The organism is Bacteroides sp. 51, from assembly GCF_010500965.1.
Classification (GTDB): Bacteria; Bacteroidota; Bacteroidia; order Bacteroidales; family Bacteroidaceae; genus Bacteroides.
Genome location: NZ_QVMI01000006.1, coordinates 227975 through 243578, shown reverse-complemented (window position 1 = coordinate 243578; position 15604 = coordinate 227975). Strand labels below are relative to the sequence as shown.

Annotated in this window: 13 protein-coding genes and 1 tRNA gene; 6 read left to right on the top strand and 8 right to left on the bottom strand. The window is 44.6% G+C overall.

Annotated elements, in window-relative coordinates; genetic code table 11:
- Positions 1-17: 17 nt before the first annotated feature.
- Both D0T87_RS07310 and D0T87_RS07305 read right to left on the bottom strand, forming a co-directional pair.
- The gene (locus D0T87_RS07310; RefSeq protein ID WP_203558628.1) at positions 18-659 is read right to left on the bottom strand and encodes a hypothetical protein; all 642 of its coding nucleotides are present in this window, start codon (positions 657-659) and stop codon (positions 18-20) included.
- Between the two features lie 312 nt (positions 660-971).
- Complete coding sequence (locus D0T87_RS07305; protein ID WP_163174290.1) at positions 972-1844, bottom strand: AraC family transcriptional regulator; 873 nt, start codon at positions 1842-1844, stop codon at positions 972-974.
- A 113-nt stretch (positions 1845-1957) separates the two neighbouring features.
- On the opposite strand from D0T87_RS07305, the gene D0T87_RS07300 reads away from it, so the two are divergent.
- From D0T87_RS07300 to D0T87_RS07290, 3 genes are all read left to right on the top strand, one after another.
- Positions 1958-2773, top strand: coding sequence for an SDR family oxidoreductase (locus tag D0T87_RS07300; protein WP_163174288.1), 816 nt, complete (start codon positions 1958-1960; stop codon positions 2771-2773).
- A gap of 3 nt (positions 2774-2776) precedes the next feature.
- A complete protein-coding gene (gene uxuA / locus D0T87_RS07295; protein WP_163174286.1) occupies positions 2777-3949 on the top strand; it encodes a mannonate dehydratase in 1173 nt (390 codons plus the stop codon).
- A gap of 116 nt (positions 3950-4065) precedes the next feature.
- Positions 4066-6441, top strand: coding sequence for a glycosyl hydrolase 115 family protein (locus tag D0T87_RS07290; RefSeq protein ID WP_163174284.1), 2376 nt, complete (start codon positions 4066-4068; stop codon positions 6439-6441).
- 419 nt (positions 6442-6860) lie between these two features.
- Here the strand turns inward: D0T87_RS07290 and D0T87_RS07285 are convergent.
- The 3 genes from D0T87_RS07285 to aroB all read right to left on the bottom strand — a co-directional run bounded on the left by D0T87_RS07285 (position 6861) and on the right by aroB (position 8653).
- A tRNA-Pro gene (locus D0T87_RS07285) sits at positions 6861-6934 on the bottom strand.
- 58 nt (positions 6935-6992) lie between these two features.
- Positions 6993-7568 (bottom strand): 3'-5' exonuclease, encoded by a 576-nt coding sequence (locus D0T87_RS07280; protein ID WP_163174282.1) that lies wholly within the window; start codon positions 7566-7568, stop codon positions 6993-6995.
- 23 nt (positions 7569-7591) lie between these two features.
- The gene (gene aroB, locus D0T87_RS07275; protein ID WP_163174280.1) at positions 7592-8653 is read right to left on the bottom strand and encodes a 3-dehydroquinate synthase; all 1062 of its coding nucleotides are present in this window, start codon (positions 8651-8653) and stop codon (positions 7592-7594) included.
- Positions 8654-8737: 84 nt separating this feature from the next.
- Between aroB and D0T87_RS07270 the strand changes: the two genes are divergently transcribed.
- From D0T87_RS07270 to cls, 3 genes are all read left to right on the top strand, one after another.
- Positions 8738-9142: a hypothetical protein gene (locus tag D0T87_RS07270; protein ID WP_163174278.1), complete on the top strand. Its 405-nt coding sequence runs from the start codon at positions 8738-8740 to the stop codon at positions 9140-9142.
- Positions 9143-9216: 74 nt separating this feature from the next.
- A complete protein-coding gene (locus D0T87_RS07265) occupies positions 9217-12039 on the top strand; it encodes a TonB-dependent receptor (RefSeq protein WP_163174276.1) in 2823 nt (940 codons plus the stop codon).
- A gap of 69 nt (positions 12040-12108) precedes the next feature.
- Entirely contained in the window at positions 12109-13548 is a 1440-nt protein-coding gene (gene cls / locus D0T87_RS07260) for a cardiolipin synthase (protein WP_163174274.1), read from the top strand.
- Here cls and D0T87_RS07255 read toward each other — a convergent pair.
- The 3 genes from D0T87_RS07255 to D0T87_RS07245 are packed head-to-tail and all read right to left on the bottom strand — an operon-like array spanning position 13543 to position 15591.
- Positions 13543-14115: an RsmD family RNA methyltransferase gene (locus D0T87_RS07255; RefSeq protein ID WP_163174272.1), complete on the bottom strand. Its 573-nt coding sequence runs from the start codon at positions 14113-14115 to the stop codon at positions 13543-13545. The genes cls and D0T87_RS07255 overlap by 6 nt on opposite strands.
- A 7-nt stretch (positions 14116-14122) precedes the next feature.
- Positions 14123-14896, bottom strand: coding sequence for a DUF3822 family protein (locus D0T87_RS07250; protein ID WP_163174270.1), 774 nt, complete (start codon positions 14894-14896; stop codon positions 14123-14125).
- 8 nt (positions 14897-14904) lie between these two features.
- Entirely contained in the window at positions 14905-15591 is a 687-nt protein-coding gene (locus tag D0T87_RS07245; RefSeq protein ID WP_163174268.1) for a hypothetical protein, read from the bottom strand.
- Positions 15592-15604: the final 13 nt, after the last annotated feature.

The window sequence follows — 15604 nt, the reverse complement described above, 5'->3', positions numbered from 1 at the left end:
CCAGACTTTTCCTTTTATCATACGGCAGAACAAACCAAAAACAAGAGCCCTTTCATTTGTATACGCATGGTTTCCGTACGTTTCGACTCAAACATTTTCTTGACGGGACACCTTTTACAGGGAATATCCCGGCCAAAAGTAGTCTGATAGCATGGAACTCCTTCGGAATAAGCATGTTCTCCGAAAACTTCCTTCATAGTTTCCATTGAACTCCACTGCACAATATAGTCCTTGTTCACATAAACGAGAGCCGTAGTCAGATTCTTTAATGCAATAGTACGGTCTGTTACTGCTGCTTCAATCTTTTCTTTGGCACGGAGCAGCAACTTCTTATTCTCCCTGATCAGTTCATGTTCATTTACCCGGTCGTTCGTATCCTGAATAACGCCAACGGCTTTAAGTGACGTTCCATCTTCATCAGCCACGACCTCACCTGTCAGTTCATACCATTTATAATGAACCGACAGATAGTCCGACCTGAACCGGTGTACAATTCGCCCATTCTTACTACTTGAGAATAAACGCAATTCGTTGGTAAAGTCATCCAGATCGTCCGGGTGTACTGTTCGAAGGAAATCCTTCACTACCTTTCTCTTTACTAAAGGATTACCAGACAGAGAGGTGATTATGAAATCAAATTCTGTTCCAAAATCCCACATCCAGGGATAGATGGATTTGTTTTTCTGAATGTGCCTAAAATTAAGTTTTGGTTTCGTGCATCGCATGCCTTCTTAGGCGCACGTTTGTTTAAAGGGTTAACCAAGCCCTCTTGTTCTTCTTTCGGTATAGACATCCCCTAATTTGTTGTTTCATATGCTTCTTATCACTCGCACTCAAGAGTGTCCCCTAAAACTCCCGAGGCCGCAAAGATAAGAATTATAATGTAAAATAAAAGAAGAAAAGCCCAATTGGATTCAAAAAAAAAGGATTATGGTTTCTTCAACAGTAGAATGATTTAAAACCACTTAGCATTATTCTTTCAACATTAATGACTTATATTGAGAAGGTGTATAACCGGTATTCTTTTTAAACACTTTATTAAAATGCGAGATTGTATCGAATCCGCACTCAACGCTTATTTGCGAGATATTCATATTATCCATAAGTAGTAATTTGCAGGCGTAGCCGATGCGCATATCCAATACATAGTTTTTTAAAGATTTTCCTGTTTTATTCTTAAAAAACCGACAAAATGCTGTGGGATTCATGGCCGCAAAGGAAGAAACCTCTTCGAGATGGATAGGACGGTTGTAATTCTTGTTCAGATAGGAGATGACCTTATCTATTCTTGAAGTATCGTACATCATATTATCTTCCGTATAATCGGCAGATGAAATAATCTGCCGGGCGTCTGTCTCGGACATTTCTTTTAATAGTTGCAGGAAGCCGGTGATTTGGTCAACACCGGTCAGTAAGGGAATGGCAGACAGTAATTCGTTTAATTTAGAAGAAGAGTTTGCCGGAAAGTATATCCCCCGGTGAGACTCATCGAGCATTCTTTTGATCTTTACGAAATGGGGATAATGATTGATAGCGTGGTACATAAAGTCTTTCTCGAACTGTATGATTGTTCCTTTTACCCTGAGCGTGCTGTCACCGGAGTGATAGATTTCATCACTTTTCATATAGTGTGGCAAATTAGAGCCTATCAGAACGAGATCGCCGGCGTTGTATTTGTCAACATTATCGCCTACAAAGCGCGTCCCTGCGCCTTCCTTTATATATATGATTTCGTACTCACTGTGAAAATGCCAGGGATAAGTGAAGTGCGGATAATCATAGAACCGGGCTCTGAGGGGCAATGACTTCGAAATGGGAAGCCGTTCATTCATCATTTGTCTCATACAATCATCTACTAAAGTTGCAAAGATACAACCATCTTATGCAAAGATAGGAAAACTTTATTATTGGGTGTATGTTTACTTTTGTAGAACTTAATGATTTAATGCAATTTATTATGAATGAAATGTTTAGTATAGAAGGCAAAGTGGCAGTAATCACAGGTGCCGGCGGTGTTTTGGGTGGCAGTATAGCCAAAAGTTTTGTTGAGGCGGGGGCTAAAATGGTAGCGATTGACATCCGTCAGGAGAATCTGGACAAACGGGTAGAAGAACTCACCGCCCTGGGTGGCGAGGTGATAGGTGTTGTAGGCAATGTACTCGACATGGATAGCCTTGAGGGGGTTGCCCAAACCATACTTGCAAAGTGGGAGCGGATTGATATTTTGTTGAATATTGCCGGCGGGAATCTTCCGGGGGCAACGCTGGCTCCGGATCAGGAGTTTTTCGACATGAAGATATCCGATTGGGAGAAGGTGACCAACCTGAACCTGAACGGTACGGTATTTCCCAGCATGGTGTTCGGCAAGGTGATGTCGCGGCAAAAAAGCGGAAGTATTATTAATATATCGTCTATGGCGGCTTACTCGGCTATTACGCGTGTGCCGGGATATTCTGTTGCCAAGACCGGGATAAGCAATTTCACCCAATGGCTGGCCACGGAAATGGCGATGAAATATGGCGACGGGGTACGTGTGAATGCCATTGCGCCGGGGTTCTTTATCGGCGACCAGAATCGTGCGGTATTGATTAATCCCGATGGCTCGCTGACCGATAGAAGTAAGAAGGTGCTGGCCAAGACTCCTATGGGACGCTTTGGGGATATATCGGAATTGAACGGGGCTGTTCAGTTTCTGTGTAGCAGTTCGGCTAGTTTCATTACCGGCATTGTATTGCCTGTTGATGGTGGTTTCAGCGCATTTAGCGGAGTATAACGTATGGAAAAAACATGGCGATGGTTTGGCAAGAAGGATAAAATCAGCTTGCCCATGCTGAAAGAGATCGGGGTGGAGGGGATTGTGACTGCGCTTCACGCCATTCCCAATGGCGAGGTATGGACGCTTGACGCCATCCTCGACCTGAAGAAATATATCGAAGAGGCTGGGCTCCGCTGGTCGGTAGTCGAAAGTCTGCCTGTAAGCGAGGCCATTAAATATGCCGGACGGGAAAGGGATCAATTGATTGATAATTACATTGTTAGTCTTGGGAACCTGGGAAAAGCCGGCGTGAAAACGGTGTGCTATAACTTCATGCCGGTGATTGACTGGATACGCACCGATCTGGACCACAGACTGCCGGACGGCACGTCTACCCTATTCTTTGACAAAATCAGGTTTGCATATTTCGATATACATATCCTGAACCGGAAGGATGCGGAGAAGGATTATTCGCAAGAAGAGCTTGAAAAGGTGGCCGTCCTGGACAGCACGATTACCGAACAGGAAAAGAATCAGTTGATTGACACCATTATCGTTAAAACACAGGGGTTTATCAATGGCAATATTAAGGAAGGCGACCAGAATCCGGTAGCTATCTTCAACCGGTTGCTGGCGCTGTATAGCGGAATTGACAGGGATGGGTTGCGCGAGAATCTGCGGTATTTCCTTAGCCGCATCATGCCGGTGTGCGAGGAATATGGGATCAGTATGTGCATTCATCCCGATGATCCTCCTTGCCAGGTGTTGGGGCTACCGCGTATTGTGACCGATACGGAAGATATCCGGTGGATATTGAATGCAGTCGATAATCCGCACAATGGGTTGACTTTCTGTGCCGGTTCGCTGAGTTCGGGTCAGCAGAATGATGTCCCGGCCATGGCTCGCCAGTTTGCTTCGCGCACCCGTTTCGTGCATCTCAGAAGTACGGATATTCTGCCGGGAGGAGACTTTATTGAGGCTTCGCACCTTGAAGGCCGCGGGCATTTGATTGAGCTGGTGAAGATATTCGAACAGGAAAACGATTCCCTGCCTATGCGGGTGGATCACGGACGGCTTATGCTGGACGATGCCGGCAAAGGGTACAACCCCGGCTACTCATTCCACGGACGGATGTATGCACTGGCGCAGATGGATGGCGTAATGGCTACAGTGAGATATCTGAACGAAAAATAAAGAATGGTACAATAGCACAGGTCTTTGTACGCAACTACAAGAATGTTTTGCCTATAATTCATAGTTTTGTAGGCAAAACATATTCTTGAACCCTTTAAACCAAGATGGTGAGAAACATGAGAAATTTAATCATACTTATTCTATTCGCGTTGGCTTTCACTAGTTGTTCCTTCGACGATGTTGTGCTTCGTAGCCGGGCTGATTTGAACGTATCTATAAGTCCTGATGAAGCCGAGGTAGTAAAAACAGCGCTGGATATCTTCGCCGGAGATTACCAGAAGGTATTCGACGGAAACATTGTCCCAAACGAGAACGCACAACTGATTATCGGCACTCTGGGCAATAACAGCGATGCCGAGCAAATGATTGATCAGCAGACAATTGAATACCTGCGCGGCCATGAAGAAGCCTTCATTGTCCGGGTGATAGACAATAAGATATACGTACTGGGAAGCGATAAACGCGGAACGGCCTACGGTATCCTTGAGTTATCGCGGCTGATTGGCGTATCTCCGTGGGAATGGTGGGCAGATTCGGCTGTTGAAAAGAAAAAGAAGGTTACGTTGGAAGACGGACTTTACATATTAGATAACCCTTCCGTTGCCCGTCGCGGGATCTTCCTTAACGACGAGGATTGGGGGTTGATGCCGTGGAGCTACCGCACCAACGAGCCATCGGACGTTAAAGGCCGGATCGGACCCGAAACCCACGCACGCATCTTCGAACTCCTCCTTCGGTTGAGGGCAAACACCTTCTGGCCGGCCATGCACGACTGTTCCGTGGCTTTCTTTCTTACGCCGGGTAATAAAGAAATGGCCGACAAGTACGGGATATTCATCGGGACATCGCACTGCGAACCCATGGTGCGCAATACCAATGCCGAGTGGAAGCAATGGGCAGCATCAAACATCTCCGGTTCCGGCGCTTCCGCGACGTATGATTATGTGAACAACCGCGAGAATGTATTGAGGTTCTGGGAAGAGCGCGTCAAAGAACTGGCCGGATCGGACAATATTTACACGCTCGGCATACGCGGTGTGCACGACAGTAAGATGCTGGGCGCTAACACATTGCAGGAACAAAAAGATGCTATAATCAATGTACTGAAAGACCAGCGGAACATGATTGCACAGCATGTCAACCCAAATGTGGAGGAGGTTTCGCAGGTGTTTATTCCTTATAAAGAGGTGCTGGACGTCTACAACATGGGCCTCGAAGTGCCTGAGGACGTTGCCCTCATGTGGTGCGACGATAATTATGGTTACATCCGCCACTTCCCCACCCCGGAAGAAGCCGCCCGCAAGGGAGGCAACGGCGTATATTATCATGCCTCTTACTGGGGGCGTCCGCACGACTACCTTTGGCTGGCCACCAACCACCCCGCCCAGATCTACACGCAAATGAAACTGGCATACGATAAAGGAGCCAGAGACATGTGGGTGCTGAACGTGGGCGACATCAAGCCAGCCGAGTACCTTATTGAACTATTCCTCGACATGGCGTGGAACATAGATGCCATCGATAACGATAAACAAGGTCTGGACCTGCACCTACAAAACTGGCTGAAACGCGAGTTCGGCAATAAGCCCGCCCAGGAATTGCTTTCGGTAATGAACGAATATTACCGTCTGGCCTACATCCGTAAGCCCGAATTCATGGGCAATACGCGCACAGAAGAGAAAGACCCGGCCTATAAAGTCGTAACCGATCTGCCGTGGAGCGAAGAGGAAATCCGCCAACGGCTGGCCGAATATAAAATCATTGAAGATAAAGTGAAAGACATTTCCGCCTCCATTAGTCCCGAAAAGCACAATGCCTGGTTCCAACTGGTAGAATATCCTGTTCGTGGAGCTTCGGAAATGAATCAGAAACATTTGTACGGGCAGTTGGCGCGACATGGCAAAGAAAGCTGGTCGCTTAGCGATGCTGCATACGATGAAATCATCAGACTGACAGAGCAATATAGCAACATGGCAAACGGCAAATGGCGCTATATGATGGATGCCCACCCCCGCAAACTTCCGGTATTCGACCGGGTTCCCCAGACCGCGGCCACTGCTCCGTTGATGCAGAAAGAAGCACCTGTTTACCTGTTTAATGGAACGGCATACGCCGACCACAAAGGTGATGCGCCTCTTGCGCATGGTCTTGGTTACGAGCGGGAAGCGATTAGTTTGCCATCTGGCAGCACCGTCAGCTACCCATTCGAGTGGGCAGGTGCAGACTCTATCCGGATTGAAGTGGCTCTGGCCCCAAATCATCCGGTAAACGGAAAGACCATCCGATACGCTATTGCCATCGACGATGAGCAGCCGAAAACCATTGATTATCGTACCGAGGGCCGCAGCGAGGAGTGGAAAGAGAATGTGTTGCGCAATCAGGCCATACGCATCACCGCGCATGCAATTAAACAGTCCGGAAAGCATACGCTGAATATTACTGCGCTGGATGAAGGGGTTGTGGTTGATCAGATAAAGCTGTATCGGCGGTAAATCACAGTTACCGGATCAATTCCTAAAGTAGGTGGTTAGCGAACAGAGCACTGTCTTAATGAGGTTCAGCCAGTGGCTCAATGTCTCCCGGGCATAGGCTGAATCTCCTTCAAGCAGTAGGGCAATGTCATGCATGTAGTAGGTCAATCTGATTGAGCCAGTACATCAAGGAGATTGATCCAGTGCATTAACCAGATTCATCCAGTGCTTCAAGGAGACTGATCCAGTGCTTCAACTAGATTCATCCAGTGCCTCAGCCCAGCTCAGGCACTGGATGAGCATCACTGAGACAGTGCGTCATTTCTCAGTGAATTTAACCATTCAACCGGATTCGGATTCACCCTCTTTATCTTCAATAGTATACCTGTATAAAAGCAAAAGTGTCAATAATCCAACGATTATCAACACTTTTACTTCTGTCGGGATGACAGGATTTGAACCTGCGACCACTCGCCCCCCAGACGAGCACTCTACCGGGCTGAGCTACATCCCGAAATGCGGATGCAAAGATAGGAGTTACTTTTTAAATCTCAAATAATTTCCAGGAATTTCTATCCGTTAATCAATCCCAGCCTTCTGAGTTCCCAGAAGCATTTGGCAGTTGCTTCAATATCAGCAGCTGCATTATGCGCCTCCTCGAAGTCATAACCAAAAAGTTTCTGGTGCAATTCCGATAACCTGGGCCACTTGAGTCCATACTGCCCCTTAATGGCGCAATAGTCCGTTGTGCTTTGCATGGTGCATATTTTTCGCATCCCTACAAGATTGTTAGATAACCCGCAACGAAGCAATTCGGCTCCAAGAATCTTCTCATCGAACGCAATATTATGCGCAACCAGACAAGTGGCATGCTTCATCACTTCCTGAAACGAAGACAACACATCTTTCAAGGGAATTCCCTCCACCAAAGCCCGCTCTGTCGAGATACCATGAATCTGCGAAGACTCTTCGGGAATGGTAAACCCAACAGGCTTTATGATATAATCGCCATTGAACAACAAATTACCACCAGCATCATAAAGCAAATAGGCCAGCTGCACCATGCGAGGCCAGTTGTCCAGGTCCGTAACCGGAGCTTTCCAGTTTTTAGGCAACCCTGTGGTTTCCGTATCGAAGAATAAATACATAATAAACTAATGATTAATTACAGTTACATGCCCATACACTCCCGATAGAAGTCAAGCATTTCAAATATAGTCTCTTTACCGGCCGTCTGATTAATACAAATCCGGCCCACATCTTCCAGCAAAGTGAAGTTAATTACCCCGGCTGTGTTCTTCTTATCGTGAAGCATAAACGCATACAGTGCTTCATACTGCTTACAATCAATATAAAACGCGCCATAGTTATCTTTAATAAACTGAATGGTTTGCTTCATCCTATCCGTAGGGAATCCGGTCTTGACGTGCGATAAATACAATTCGCAAACCATCCCCCAGGCCACAGCATAACCGTGCAACACATGGCGATCTTCTTCCAGAGCCAGACTCTCAAAAGCATGCCCCACCGTATGCCCCAGGTTTAATGCCTTGCGGATGCCATGTTCAAAAGGATCTTGCTCCACAATATCCTCCTTCACCTGAACCGATCTTCCGACCAACTCCCGCAAGTAGTCGTAGTCAACCTGCTCCATATCAAACCGTAGCAATTCCGCCCAATGCTCTTCGGTACTGATTAGCCCATGCTTCAACATCTCCGCATATCCGGAGATCAAATTGCGCTGGTCAAGGCTACGAAGGAAATAAGTATCAATCAATACCGAACCGGCAGGAGCAAAAACACCCACTTCATTCTTTAGTCCATTGAAGTTAATTCCGGTCTTCCCGCCTACAGAAGCATCGACCATGGCCAGCAGTGTAGTAGGAATGTTGATATAAGCAAAACCACGTTTAAAGGTTGCCGCGGCAAATCCCCCCAGGTCCGTAATCATTCCACCGCCCAGGTTGAGCAGAAGAGAATGACGGGTGGCACCTCCATCACTTAAACGCTTCCAGACAAAAGCCAACGTCTCGATCGTTTTATGAACATCCTCGGCTCCGATCACAATCTCATCCATGCCCGACAGAAAGTCTATCCCACGCAAACGAGGCATACACAACTCACTCGTATGCTCATCGGTCAGTATAAACAGTTTATCGTGGGGACATTTATCTATGGCATGCTTCAAACTCTTTACTAAATCCTCGCTCAGAATAACTTCTTGTTTACTCATAATGGTACACCACTGGTTTTTGGTTTACAAAGATAGGATTTTGAGGGTAAAATAGTATCTTTGTTGCCTAAAAATCCATTTAAAATGAAAGCATTACTACCCATCTTTTGTCGCCCGTTAGGATACGCCATACTTGTTATCGCCCTGTTCATCCCCTTCATCCTGGCCATACTAGGTAAAGTCACCGACAATAACCTCATATTCTATAAAGAATGCACCAAACTCTTAATGATGGCAGGAGCGCTTATGATATTACTGGCGCTAACCAAAAACGAAAGCCATCAAACAGAGCAAATCCGTATAAAAGCAATGCGCCAGGCCATCTTCCTTACGATTATATTCGTTTTCGTCAACATGCTCTACCGGGTAGCTATCAGAGATACCAACGTGGTCGACTCCACTTCTTTCCTCATTTTCATGATCATCAATGTGCTCTGCCTGGAGTTTGGCATGGCTAAAACCCGTATTGATGCAATTTTTAAAAGATAATTGTAAGTCGCAATTAAACCTTTTGCCCGTTAACCCGTCAAAGAGTTAACCATAATTATTCAACATTAAGTGAAATGAAAAAAATAATATTGGGAATGGTGCTGCTCCTGGCCGGCACTGTATCCTCTATTGCACAGACAAAAAACATCACAGTTACAGGTACAGTTATCGAGGCTGACACCAAGCAACCTATCCTACAAGCAAGCGTCAGGCTCCTATCATTGCCCGATAGCACATTTGCCGCAGGAGTCGCCACACTATCAAACGGCCGGTTCACCCTACCTAAAGTTGCTGCCGGAAAATACGTCTTGCACATAACATATATCGGACTCCAACCCCAATATGTTCCCCTTCAACTCAATGCCAACAATCTAAATCGAAATACAGGCACCATCGCTTTAGAATCCGATGCTATCCTTCTGCAGGAAGCAGTGATCACAGCAGAAGCCCCACCGGTAACCGTAAAAGCCGATACCACCGAGTATGCAGCATCCGCCTACCGTGTGCCCGAAGGCTCCATGTTGGAAGAATTAGTTAAAAAGCTACCCGGCGCCGAAGTTTCCGAAGACGGAACAATCACCGTAAACGGAAAAGAGATCAAGAAAATCATGGTAGACGGGAAAGAATTCTTCACCGACGACCCCAAAGTGGCCATGAAGAACCTACCCGTAAACATGGTAGAAAAAGTGAAAGCATACGATAAGAAGAGTGATATGGCACGTATCACAGGAATTGACGATGGCGAAGAAGAAACCGTTCTCGACCTGACCGTAAAGAAAGGAATGAAGCAAGGATGGATCGGGAACCTCATCGCCGGATATGGTAATAAAGACCGCTACGAAGCAGGTGGTATGATAAGCCGGTTTCAGGATAATTCCAGTTTGTCGATCATCGGTTCATTAAATAATACGAATAACAAAGGATTCTCCGAATTCGGCGATGCCGGACAAGGACTTAGTGGTGGTGGAGCCGGTTCAGGGATTACCACAGCTCGCTCACTCGGTGTCAACTTTGCTCAGGACTCCAAGAAGTTACAGGTAGGGGGTAATGTGCAATATGGTTACTCCGACAATGACGCACAGAGTAAAAGTACCACAGAAAGATTCCTGGGCGAGGAATCTTCTTTCGAAAACGCTCTGAACGCTTCCCGAAGAAAGCGGCATGATGTACGTGCAGACTTTCGTTTGGAATGGCGTCCCGACTCTATGACAACTGTTATTTTCCGTCCAAACGCCTCATATTCACGAACAGAAGCAAACAGTAATTCATGGTCTGAGACATTAGCAGACGATCGCTCCCCAGTCAATGATAAGAATTCAAATACATTCAGTAAAAGCAATAACTTATCATTCAACGGAAGATTGGAGGCTTTTCGCAAACTAAACAATAATGGGCGTAATATTTCGCTTAGAGCAAACTTCGGATATAGTGATGGCGAAACGAACAGCATATCCAATTCTGAAACAACATTCTTCGAACCCGAGCCAGACAGCATCGTTTCATGGGAGCGAACCACAGATCGCAACAGCGATAGCCGCAACTGGAGTGTCTCAGCATCCTATACCGAACCTGTATTTAAAAACCATTTCTTACAGTTACGTTACGAATTCGCACATCGTAAACGCCTTTCGGAATCTCTGGTGTCCGACCCTGACTCCCTTGCAGTTATGCCCAACGGCTATGTAGAGTCATTAAGTTCACGAGTAGAGAATTTCTATGATACACACTCTATCGACGCTTCTATTCGTGGAATACACCCCAAAATGATGTATAGTGCAGGACTGACCCTGACACCCCAATCTTCACGTAGCGAAACAACGATCGGACCAAACTCCAGCAAACAGCTACCAACACAGAATGTAACGAACTTTGCCCCACAAGTAATGTTCCGATACATGTTCAATAAACAGCATGTATTGATGCTACGCTATCGCGGTAGAAGCAGCGAACCCAATATTGAAGACCTACAACAGGTGATCGATCAAACAGACCCGTTGAATATCAGATATGGTAATCCGAACCTGAAACCTTCGTTTACACACAACGTAATGATGTTCTATAATAAATACATACCGGAACACATGCGCAGTTACTCGATGAATCTATTCTACAGTAACACACAGAACTCTGTGGCAAACCAAACCTCATACGATCCATCAACAGGGGGAACGGTTTCTAAAAAGGTAAACGTAAACGGTAACTGGAACGCACGGGGATACTTCTCCTTCAACACCCCGTTAAAGAACCGGAAATATACGATTTCCTCAAATGCAAATGCCCAGTTCAGAGATCAGGTGAGCTATACAAGCGTAGAGAGAAGAGGTGATGCACCAACAGAAGGCGAATTAAGTACTACGCACAATCTTACATTAGGCGAACGCCTTACAGGTAGCTATCGTGCTGATAAATTCGATATATCATTAAATGCATCCATCAACTACAATCTGGCACGCAACAGCAAACAGGTAAACAGTAACCGTGAAACATTCGATTATTATCTGGGTGGCAGTACAAACATCACTTTACCCTGGGAGTTATATCTGTCAACCGATCTTAACTACCGTATAAAAGATGGATATAGCGGCGATTTCAATACCAACGAGATGATATGGAATGCCCAGGTATCAAAAAACCTACTTAAGAATAAGGCGACGCTACGCTTTAAAATATATGATATCCTTAAAGAGCAAAGCAACCTGAGCCGTACTATCACCGAAACCCGAATGAGTGACGTTGAATATAATACGTTAGGCAGCTACTTCATGGTACACTTTGTATATCGCCTCAACACACTAGGCGGTAAATCCTCAGCTCGCCGGGGAGGCTTTGGTCCTGGTGAAGGTAGAGGCCCACGTGGTTACGGCGGAGGTCCAAGAGGTGGTGGTCCACGTTTCTAGCGTTAATCTGCGTTTCAAACATATTTTTTACTACATTTGTTATTGTACTCGACTTATGTACTATAAAATATGATAGATTGGAGCTTACAAGCCACTCATATAGCCGGAACGATCTTTAATATCGTATATATCGGCGTTATTATCGGAACGATTATCGTAGTTATACTCGATAACCGCAATCCGGTAAAAACAATCGCCTGGGTATTGGTACTTATGTTCCTGCCACTGGTAGGTCTTATCTTTTATTTTTTCTTTGGCCGAAGCACCAGGCGGGAGAAACTCATCAACCAAAAAAGTTATGACCGCTTGCTTAAGAAACCAATGGCTGCATACAATGCACAAAAGCCGGAAGAAGTACCGGAAACGTATAAGCCATTGATGCAATTCTTTTGGGAAACCAACCAATCCCTTCCATTCCAGGCTACAGAAGTCGAAATCTATACCAACGGTTACTCCAAAATCAAAGCACTCCTCAGAGAACTGCTAAAGGCCAAACACCACATCCACCTGGAATACTATATATTCCTTGATGATGCTATAGGAAGAATGATCAAAGACACTCTGATACAGAAGGCTAAAGAAGGTGTCGAAATCAGGGTTATATACGACGATGTAGGAAGTTGGGAAACTCCAAATGCATTTTATGAAGATATGCGTGATGCAGGTATTGAAGTCCGCAGCTTTCTTAAAGTGCGTTTCCCCTTATTCACCAGCAGGGTAAACTATCGTAACCATCGCAAGATCGTTGTTATTGATGGAGAAACAGGGTTTATTGGCGGTATGAACCTTGCAGAGCGATATGTAAAAGGATTCCCATGGGGAATATGGCGTGACACCCATATTTTATTGAGGGGACGGGCCGTACATGGGCTACAAACTGCATTTCTGTTAGATTGGTACTTTGTCGACCAAACCCTTATTACTTCATCATGTTATTTTCCACGTATAGATACTCCCGGGTCCATTCTTACCCAAACAGTAACAAGCGATCCCGTCGGCCCCTGGAAAGAGATTATGCAAGGATTAACCATTGCCATTACTACCGCAAAAAAGTATGTATATATACAGACTCCATACTTCCTGCCCTCTGAAACGATATTGGCCGCCCTGCAATCAGCAGCATTAGCTGGAATAGATGTGCGATTAATGATTCCGTCACGTTGCGACAACAGAATTACACAATGGGGATCGCGTTCTTACCTGAAAGATGTGCTCAATGCCGGCGTCAAAGTCTACTTCTACAAAAAGGGATTTCTACATTCCAAAATTATGGTATCGGATGATATGCTGTCGACCGTGGGCTCTACAAATATTGACTTCCGTAGTTTTGAACACAATTTTGAGGTGAATGCTTTTATCTATGATATAGAAACAGCACTTAACCTCAAAGAAGTTTTCTTGCAGGATCAACGCGATAGTGCGCAAATATCAATGAAGAAGTGGCAGGCCCGCCCGCTATATCAAAAAGCGATTGAATCTGTTGTGCGGTTACTGGCACCTTTATTATAGCGCAGCTAAACCTGGCTGCCTCGCCTCGGGGCCGAAGAAGGAGAAGTTCACGCTACCATACACTCGTTTTTCAAGGAAATGAGGGTGTGAATCAAAGTTATTCCCTTTTCCATGTTCAAGAACAAGAATACCATCTTCTTTCAGCATATTCCGTTTAAAGATCAGGTCGGGGATAGTTTCCAAGCCTGTCAACTCATAAGGAGGATCGGCAAAAATAAAGTCAAACTGTTCTCGCCCTCCACTCCTGATATATTTAAAAACATCTCCGCAGATAGGGAAACATTTATCAGTTTCAAGTTCTTTCAGTACCTTGACGATGAAAGCGTAATGCGCCCGTTCCTTCTCCACGCTAATTACTTTACTGCATCCACGGGAAACGAGTTCCACGCTAATACTTCCCGTACCGGCAAACAAATCCAAAGCTATGGGTTCTTCCTCGAAATCAAGATAATTGTTACAAAGAACATTAAAAAGGTTTTCCTTGGCAAAATCAGTTGTCGGACGAGCCTTAAAGCTACGTGGCACTTCGAATCGCCTTCTTTTATATATACCGCTAATGATACGCATAATGTTATTAAGAAATAAGTTCGGGAATCAAACTAAGTGTGGAGATATGCTGAACAAAACGACGCATCTCTTCTATGAGTTTCCCGGCATTCTCACCATCACCCATGATATACAATTCATCAACCAACTGATTCATCGCAAATTGTTTCCAGGCATAGAGCAGATAGTATGCACGGTCAGAGTCGTTCTTACAATCGTAAGCATTCAACAACATCAAATGCCCACGTTCATAAACATACACTTCCATATATTCTTTACGCAAGTACACATACATTTTCTTATCACTACCTAACCGGCTTTTCACTGCAAAATGTTCGGCCAGGGAAGTTATTGAAGAGTAATATTGTATCTGAGTATATCGTTCCTGCAAGAAGTCATAAAGGCTCCTGTCCAAGGCGTAGAGTATTACAGTTCCATTTTTGGATAAAATATCATGTAGAATAACTTCGTTTTCCTTAAGAGAAAAGTTATAATAGAAGTAAGTGTTAACCTGATCCTCAGCAAATAGTTCCAGAGGAATAAGCGTAAATCGTTTACTCACTAACGATACATTTACCTGCTTATAGGTATAGCTTAAAAAATCCAATTCTTTAAATGCCTGCTTTATATTAGCAGTAATAGATAGCCCTGCTTCTATATCTCTTTGCCTGGTAAGAACAAAACAATCACGAATCGGATTATAAATAGAAAAAGAAAATCCATCCGTACTAAGACGGATGGATAATATGTATTGTTCCGATTTGTTAAAGTCAATTTTATCTGTAATTGCTTTTTCGGGCATATATGCTTTTATTCCCAGTTACCGGCGTTATTATTAGGAATTTCGATAGATCCCATCATCAAACCAGGATATTTACCCAATTTTGTTTGTACGTCGATAATGTTAACAATTTCTTGTTTATCAAGACCATTCAGATAAACTGTATAAGGAGTTTTTGCTTCCAACAGATAGATAGGTGCACCAGACTTAGTTGTGTCACTCTTAGTTGCCATTTCGAATTGTTTTCCGTTTCCAAATGGAACATATCTCAGAGAGTCTGCATTAAAGCCTTTGGGGAAGATAGTATCAATTACAGCAACCCACATGGTATCACGCTTGAAGTTTTCAAGACCATTCTTCTTAACTTCATCCCATTTACCTGTTTTCTTTGCTTTATTTATGATAGCCATCGCCTTTCTTTCAGTCAACCCATCTTCCAATTGCTTGTCCGACAATACACCTTCTTTTGCTACGAAAGGAATCTTAGCATTTTTCACAAAGTCAATCAAGGTATCGAAACTAGCAGTATATTTTTGCTGGTGCAGCATACGATATTCCTGTTGTGCTTTACGAATATCGATCAGACGGGCAACAACAGCTCTGTCTCTGATTTTCTTCTCATTGTCAAAGTTAATAGGACCCATGATACTTGCATAGCAAATGTACACCAATGCACAAGCGCAAAGACCCAATACGATATTAATTACTGTTTTCATGATAATATAGTTT

Excerpts from the sequence above, each read along its gene's own strand:
- D0T87_RS07305 (WP_163174290.1), bottom strand. The coding sequence starts at position 1,844 with ATGAGACAAATGATGAATGAACGGCTTCCCATTTCGAAGTCATTGCCC.
- D0T87_RS07250 (WP_163174270.1), bottom strand. The coding sequence starts at position 14,896 with ATGCCCGAAAAAGCAATTACAGATAAAATTGACTTTAACAAATCGGAA.
- D0T87_RS07280 (WP_163174282.1), bottom strand. The coding sequence starts at position 7,568 with ATGTATTTATTCTTCGATACGGAAACCACAGGGTTGCCTAAAAACTGG.
- D0T87_RS07265 (WP_163174276.1), top strand. The coding sequence starts at position 9,217 with ATGAAAAAAATAATATTGGGAATGGTGCTGCTCCTGGCCGGCACTGTA.
- D0T87_RS07290 (WP_163174284.1), top strand. The coding sequence starts at position 4,066 with ATGAGAAATTTAATCATACTTATTCTATTCGCGTTGGCTTTCACTAGT.
- D0T87_RS07300 (WP_163174288.1), top strand. The coding sequence starts at position 1,958 with ATGAATGAAATGTTTAGTATAGAAGGCAAAGTGGCAGTAATCACAGGT.
- cls (WP_163174274.1), top strand. The coding sequence starts at position 12,109 with ATGATAGATTGGAGCTTACAAGCCACTCATATAGCCGGAACGATCTTT.
- aroB (WP_163174280.1), bottom strand. The coding sequence starts at position 8,653 with ATGAGTAAACAAGAAGTTATTCTGAGCGAGGATTTAGTAAAGAGTTTG.
- D0T87_RS07270 (WP_163174278.1), top strand. The coding sequence starts at position 8,738 with ATGAAAGCATTACTACCCATCTTTTGTCGCCCGTTAGGATACGCCATA.
- D0T87_RS07255 (WP_163174272.1), bottom strand. The coding sequence starts at position 14,115 with ATGCGTATCATTAGCGGTATATATAAAAGAAGGCGATTCGAAGTGCCA.
- uxuA (WP_163174286.1), top strand. The coding sequence starts at position 2,777 with ATGGAAAAAACATGGCGATGGTTTGGCAAGAAGGATAAAATCAGCTTG.
- D0T87_RS07310 (WP_203558628.1), bottom strand. The coding sequence starts at position 659 with ATGTGGGATTTTGGAACAGAATTTGATTTCATAATCACCTCTCTGTCT.
- D0T87_RS07245 (WP_163174268.1), bottom strand. The coding sequence starts at position 15,591 with ATGAAAACAGTAATTAATATCGTATTGGGTCTTTGCGCTTGTGCATTG.